The sequence below is a fragment of the Desulfonatronospira sp. genome, from assembly GCA_003563255.1.
Classification (GTDB): Bacteria; Desulfobacterota; Desulfovibrionia; order Desulfovibrionales; family Desulfonatronovibrionaceae; genus Desulfonatronospira.
In genome coordinates this window covers 1-5,951 of record PWSL01000190.1, presented here as the reverse complement: position 1 = coordinate 5,951, position 5,951 = coordinate 1, and the positions used below count along the sequence as shown (strand labels likewise).

5 protein-coding genes are annotated in these 5,951 nt (G+C 50.6%); 3 read left to right on the top strand and 2 right to left on the bottom strand.

Annotation, left to right across the window (positions count from 1 at the left end):
• Positions 1-545: 545 nt before the first annotated feature.
• The 3 genes from QZP87_RS05540 to QZP87_RS05530 are packed head-to-tail and all read left to right on the top strand — an operon-like array spanning position 546 to position 4,317.
• Positions 546-1,247 (top strand): molecular chaperone TorD family protein, encoded by a 702-nt coding sequence (locus tag QZP87_RS05540; protein WP_291321927.1) that lies wholly within the window; start codon positions 546-548, stop codon positions 1,245-1,247.
• A gap of 17 nt (positions 1,248-1,264) precedes the next feature.
• A complete protein-coding gene (locus QZP87_RS05535; RefSeq protein WP_291321926.1) occupies positions 1,265-3,538 on the top strand; it encodes a molybdopterin-dependent oxidoreductase in 2,274 nt (757 codons plus the stop codon).
• Positions 3,539-3,558: 20 nt separating this feature from the next.
• Positions 3,559-4,317 (top strand): 4Fe-4S dicluster domain-containing protein, encoded by a 759-nt coding sequence (locus QZP87_RS05530; protein WP_291321925.1) that lies wholly within the window; start codon positions 3,559-3,561, stop codon positions 4,315-4,317.
• A 412-nt stretch (positions 4,318-4,729) separates the two neighbouring features.
• Here the strand turns inward: QZP87_RS05530 and QZP87_RS05525 are convergent, their stop codons facing one another.
• Positions 4,730-5,014: a BrnA antitoxin family protein gene (locus tag QZP87_RS05525; protein WP_291321924.1), complete on the bottom strand. Its 285-nt coding sequence runs from the start codon at positions 5,012-5,014 to the stop codon at positions 4,730-4,732.
• Positions 4,983-5,255, bottom strand: coding sequence for a BrnT family toxin (locus QZP87_RS15530; RefSeq protein WP_363330991.1), 273 nt, complete (start codon positions 5,253-5,255; stop codon positions 4,983-4,985). The genes QZP87_RS05525 and QZP87_RS15530 overlap by 32 nt, the downstream gene beginning before the upstream one ends.
• Positions 5,256-5,951 lie beyond the last annotated feature (696 nt).

Genomic DNA, 5,951 nt, shown 5'->3' with positions numbered 1-5,951 from the left:
TGTAACCCTCATGGGGGTCGGATACCAGCCTGCCAGAAACACCACTTAGAATCTCTTAAGGTATCTGTTTAGCGCTTTGCATGTGGCACGGCTTCCTGCCCGGAGGCATACAGCCCGGAGGGGGACTGGCTCTTCCGGGACCCACTTATCCCAAAATATGAGTCGTTTAGAGCACAAAATGATGCTCAAGTGGGTCCCGGAGTGCCTGTCCCCGTAACAGTTTAGCCCATTTTAAGGAAAGCAGGGGGTGGGCACCTCCAAACCTTTTCCTGAAGGATGACTGACACGTTTATAAATAAGTGCGGGGAGGGCCAGTCCCATGCCACATGCAAATGGCTAAATTGTTACCGGCAGTTTAAGAGGAGACCTGAACATGTGCGATGAAAAATTGATGTCTGATTTAGAGCTTCAGATTGTTTTTTGTATTTGCCTCGCTTATAGCCGCATAAAAAATTTTAATTAGACATGTGTCCTGATACATGATTAAAGTAATAAATAGATATCATAATTAATACGAAAATTTTCAACATTCATTTGAGGACCTTATGTATCCATCCACTCCACACCCCCCTCAAGAACAGACCCACGCTTCGGCTGCTGCTTCTAAAGCACATCTGCAGCATGAGACCAGGGGCCTTATCTATTCTCTTATCTCCTCAGCCTATCGGGATGTACCCGACTCTGAGTTGTTAAGTCTTTTTCAGACTTCTCAGGAAAAGGTCTTGAATTTTCTGCAATCAAGTCCTGTTTCTGAAGCAAAATCAGTCTCGAATTCTATGCAGCAAATCATTTTGACCCTGCAGGAGCATGAAAGAGATTTTCTGCCTCTGCGCAAGCAGTTTACCGCTCTTTTCCTGCATCCAGAAGGAGTGCATGCTTATGAATCGGTATACATGGGCAAAAAGAAAAGGCTCATGGACAAACCCTGGGTGGAGGTTAAGAATTTCTACCTGGAATATGGCTTGGAAAAAGGTTCGGTTGAAGAGCTGACCGAGGACCATATAGCTGTTGAGCTGGGGTTTATGGCTCATCTGGCTTATATGAGTGCTGATGACGAGCTGGAAGAAGGCGAACTGGATCTGCTTGCAGGCCAGGCAAAATTTCTGGAACAGCATGTTTTGCAGTGGGTCCCCAGATTATGCCGGGATATGACTGCTCGGCCTTTCACAGGATTTTACGGTTTAGTGGCCCGGATGACCCAGAGCTGGGTGGTATTGGACCACCGGGCTTTACAGGAAGCCTTATAGCAACAAGGAGGTTGGTTATGACCAGTGATCAAAATTCCAAAACCCCTAAAAACCTGACCCGAAGGTCTTTTCTCAAGGCCTCTTCGGCAGCGGTGGCGGCGGGTGCAGCCGGCAGCTTTGCCTTGGCTGGCTGCACTCCAAAAGAGGAGCCCAGAACAACCGCAGTAGAACCCCTTGACTCTGATGTAACCCAGAAGTTCAGTTTTTGCGGCATCTGTAGTGCCAACTGTGCCATGGTCGCAGAGATTGACGACAACGGCCGGGCTGTGCAGCTAAAGGGCAATCCGGACGATCAGGTAGCCCAGGGCAAATTATGCGTCAAGGGATACGCAGCTCTAAAGGATCTTTATGATCCCGACCGGCTTAAATACCCCATGAAGAGGACCAATCCTGAAAAAGGCCCCGGAGTGGATCCGGGCTGGACCAAGATCTCCTGGGAAGAAGCTTATAAGCTTACTGCCGATGAATTTAATAAAGCCAGGGAGAATCATGGACCGGAATCCATCGCTTTTTTCTCCAGAGGGCATCCCTGGATGAATCGCCTGCGCGAAGCCATAGGCACTCCCAACCATATCCAGCACCACAGCACATGCTTCACCACGTATACAGCCATATGGCGGGCTTGCGTGGGCACCGGAAACAGACCGTTCATGCTGGATGTGGCCAATTCTAATTATCTACTGTCTTTTGGATGGGACATGCCCTCCAAGGCCAAAAACATGTCCGCCAGAGACTATGTCCAGGCCCTGCAGAAAGGTGCTAAATCCGTGGTTGTGGATCCCAAGCTTACAGTGACCGCCACCCTGGCAAACGAATGGGTTCCCATAAAGCCCGGCACTGACCTGGCCTTCATGCTGGCCATGATCAATGTAATTCTGGACGAGGACCTGTACGATCATGAATTCGTCAATAATTATACTCAGGGCATTGAAGAACTAAGAGAAGCGGTCAAGGAATATACTCCCTCGTGGGCCGAGGACAAGACCGATGTACCTGCAGGGACCATCTACCGCATATCCAGAGAGTTCGCCACTAATAAACCGGCCTTGATCCCCAATCATAAACGGGACGCCGGCGGACCCAATCATGTCAACTCCTGGCGGGCGGCTTTTACCATCCTGATTCTCAATTCCCTGGTGGGCAGCATGGACCGGGAAGGCGGGCAGATCATCGGAAGGACCCCAAGCTTTGACGTATCTTTCAACAGTCTTTTCCCTGCGCCGGACATGCCCTCCATGCGCACGGACCGCATTGACGGCTTTGAGAAACATCCCATAATCGGACCCACCAGGCGCGGTGATTTCTCAACAGTGACCGATGCTATTCTTACCGAAAAGCCCTACCCCCTGAAAGCGGCCCTGGTGCGCAAGCACAATGTCCTGGCTTTTCCGGATGCCGTAAAATCCACCGAGGCCCTGAAAAAGCTGGACTTTCTGGCAGTGATTGATATCTGGCCCAGCGAGATGGTCCAGATGGCAGACGTGGTCTTTCCTGAGTCCTATTTCCTGGAAACCTGGGGCATGGGGAATAGATCCTACTTCGCCATGTATCCTCAGATAGCTCTGCGCGAGCCCATCATAGAGCCTCTGCACGACACCAAGGGGTATGGAGGCATAATTGAAGGCATAGCCCAAGAGATGGGGCTGGGGCATTATTTTGCCAATGTCAGCGGCGGCAGGTTGAGGGATGAACAACTAAAAAGCGTTGGCTCTTCCTGGGAAGAACTTACAAACAGTCCCAACGGTCTCTGGAGTGATGAAAAACCCTTTACTCCCAGGACTTCCTGGCCTACGGACAGCGGCAAAATTGAACTGTATTCCAACAAGCTCAAGGAGGCCGGGTATGATCCCCTGCCTTACTGGCAGCCCAAGAGGGAAATGCCCAGCGATGACTATCCTTTTTACATGATCATAAGTCGGCCAGGGATGCACAAGATGTCTCAGACCCAGAACAATTACCTCATGCTCCAGGAATACCCGGAGAACTTTGTCATCATGAATACCGACAAGGCTCACGACATGGGCATAAGCCACGGGCAGGAACTGTACGTGGAATCCAGAGCCGGCAAGATCAAGCTCAAGGCCCACCTGACCAACGGCATCCGTCCGGACTGCGTCTGCGTAGAACACGGCTTCGGCCACTGGTCACAGAAGCTGAGCCTGGCTTATCAGCGCGGGGCCAACGAGGGTGATTTAATCCCCAGGATAAATATCCAGGAGATGCTGGAGATCAAAGATCCTGGTGCCGGCTCAGCCATGAATGACTTCTGTGTCCGGGTGTACAAAGCTTAATCCACGGAGGATAAAAAATTATGCCAAGAAATATCATGAAACACGCCATGCTCATAGACGAGACCATCTGCATAGGTTGCCACGCCTGTGTCGTGGCCTGCGAAAATATCTACGAGGACTCTTCTTTTGGAACCAAGCGAACCCGAATAGAGCAGCATGAATCCAGGGGGTATCCTTATACCATCAGCCGGTTCCGTAAGTTCATGTGCATGCACTGTATTGAAAACGCACCCTGTATCGACATTTGCCCTACTGAAGCCATCAGCTACGTGGAAGGCGAGGAAGGAGGAATGGTGGTTACTGACCTGGAGGAATGCGTGGGCTGCCATGGCTGTATCCAGGTATGCCCCAATGAGGCGCCCATGATGGATGATGAAAAACATGTAGCCATCAAGTGCACCTTCTGTGCGGAACGGGTTATGGCCGGGCATATCCCTTACTGCGCCGATGCCTGCCCGGTGGGGGCCATAACCTTCGGCAACAGGGAAGAATTGTTGGAGAAAGGCAATGCCCGGGTATCGGACTTGCAGAGAAGGGGAAAGTCTATGGCCTATCTGTGGGGCACCAGGGATACTGCAGTGTTCTACGTAATCGACATCGACCCCCATATCTACCGCCTGCCCCCGGAAGGCTACATCGAGGCCAGAAAGAGCTTTGAACTACCTGCAGGCGGAGCTTTTGCCGTAGCCGCCCTGGGAGGGGCCGGGCTGCACCGCTTCTGGCAGAGGACCCAGGAAGTACAAAGGGCCGATAAGAAAGGTGATCTGCAGAAAGGTTAAGTCCAGCAATTCAGTCCATACAACATAGAGGTTCAGCACCCAAATGCCTGAGCCTGGTTTCATCAAGAGGCGTCCCCCGGGCGCCTCTTTTTTTATGGACTGGTGCCAATGCCCTGTACCAGTTCCAGTCATGAATGAATGGTCTGCCTGAAATGCAGGGGATTTATCAAACTATCAGTAGCAGCCGGGTCGTTTCTGGGTAACCATTCAGTAGGGTGTCAGTTATCACCGCCTAAAGAAAACCAGGCGTGCTCCCAAACCATGCGCGGCAAAGCCGCCCGCCTGTCACCCCCTTGCGTGCGGAATTTTAGCGGGCAGGCAGGTGCTTTACACACACAGCTTTTGAAGAATAAAGAGCCCAGGCAGCCTGTCAGGCAAGACACCCTCCAGGGCGTGACTGACTCTCGATCAATTACTGAGTCTGCTGCTCCTTTTCCTGGACATCCTTGTAGGCCCGGAGAACTGCGTTAATCATGGTCTGATATCCTTTGCCCTGTTGCTTGAACCACTCCAGAACATCGCTGTCGAGCTGCAAAGTCACTTGCCGCTTGGGTTGAGGGGGCTGCACCTGTCTGGCCCTGCTCAAAAACTCCTCGTCTATGGGCGGATTATCAGGGTCAGCTATGGCATCCCTGGCAAATTCATGATCAGGCCTGGCATCCACCCTATCCCAATCTGTCTTTGATGTATTGTTCATAAAGCCTCCTTTCCCTGTCACTGGCTTTGTGCATGGATAAAATACGGATGCTTTCATTGCGCAGGGTATAAGCCGTAACAATCAAACGCCCAGCAAGCTGACCAAAAGCTACTAACATCTTTTCCACGTAATCCTGTCGATCAGACTCAAAACATAACAGATCAGACTCAAAAAAAGCTGGCGCATCATGAAAATCTATACCGTGCTTCTCCAGATTGCTGTCACGTTTTTTTTGTCCCAGTCAAACTGCATTAATAATTATTACTACAGATGTAGTTACATCAAGTCTAAAACCTGGACATATGGAACCAGGGAGAAATATGGATGACCCTGTGACAAGACCACTTTTTGCCATTTTTTTAGCTTCACCTGCATTCTCATAACAGTTTTTAAAAGAGGGCTGAAGTAAGCGAGAGGTTGGTTGTTTTGGTATTAATTTTCCCGTTTCGTGAAATATTCTCAAGGTTGACCAGGCCTGATTGCTAAGTGCGACATATTTTTTGAATGGGTTATGAACGACAGGCTCCCGACCCAGACGCTTCACCCGCAAGGAGGCCTTTGCCAGGGGGTTCAAGAACAGCAGACCGCTTGTTTAAACATCTATCATGTAAAAAGGGGCCGGATCTCATCCGGCCCCTTTTGTTTGGCAAAGCAAAGCCAGGGCCTGTTACCCCGAAATGAAAAAGAAAAGGGGAGGGTGTTTACGCGTCCCTGGCAGTCGATGGCAGAGCCTATTTTATATAACGCGGGCTGTGCCCGCAACCCAGTAAAGAAAAGAGCTTTTAGCCCACCCCAGTAAAATGGAAGAAATTTTACGCAGGCAGATCACACCCAGTGAAATCCGTCCCAGTGAAACCCCCTTTGGGGAGTCCCAAGGGACTGTTTCACGGGATAAACTGCGCTGAGACTTCGTCTATTTCACCGGGCAGGCAGATTG

Excerpts from the sequence above, each read along its gene's own strand:
- QZP87_RS05540 (WP_291321927.1), top strand. The coding sequence starts at position 546 with ATGTATCCATCCACTCCACACCCCCCTCAAGAACAGACCCACGCTTCG.
- QZP87_RS05535 (WP_291321926.1), top strand. The coding sequence starts at position 1,265 with ATGACCAGTGATCAAAATTCCAAAACCCCTAAAAACCTGACCCGAAGG.
- QZP87_RS05530 (WP_291321925.1), top strand. The coding sequence starts at position 3,559 with ATGCCAAGAAATATCATGAAACACGCCATGCTCATAGACGAGACCATC.
- QZP87_RS05525 (WP_291321924.1), bottom strand. The coding sequence starts at position 5,014 with ATGAACAATACATCAAAGACAGATTGGGATAGGGTGGATGCCAGGCCT.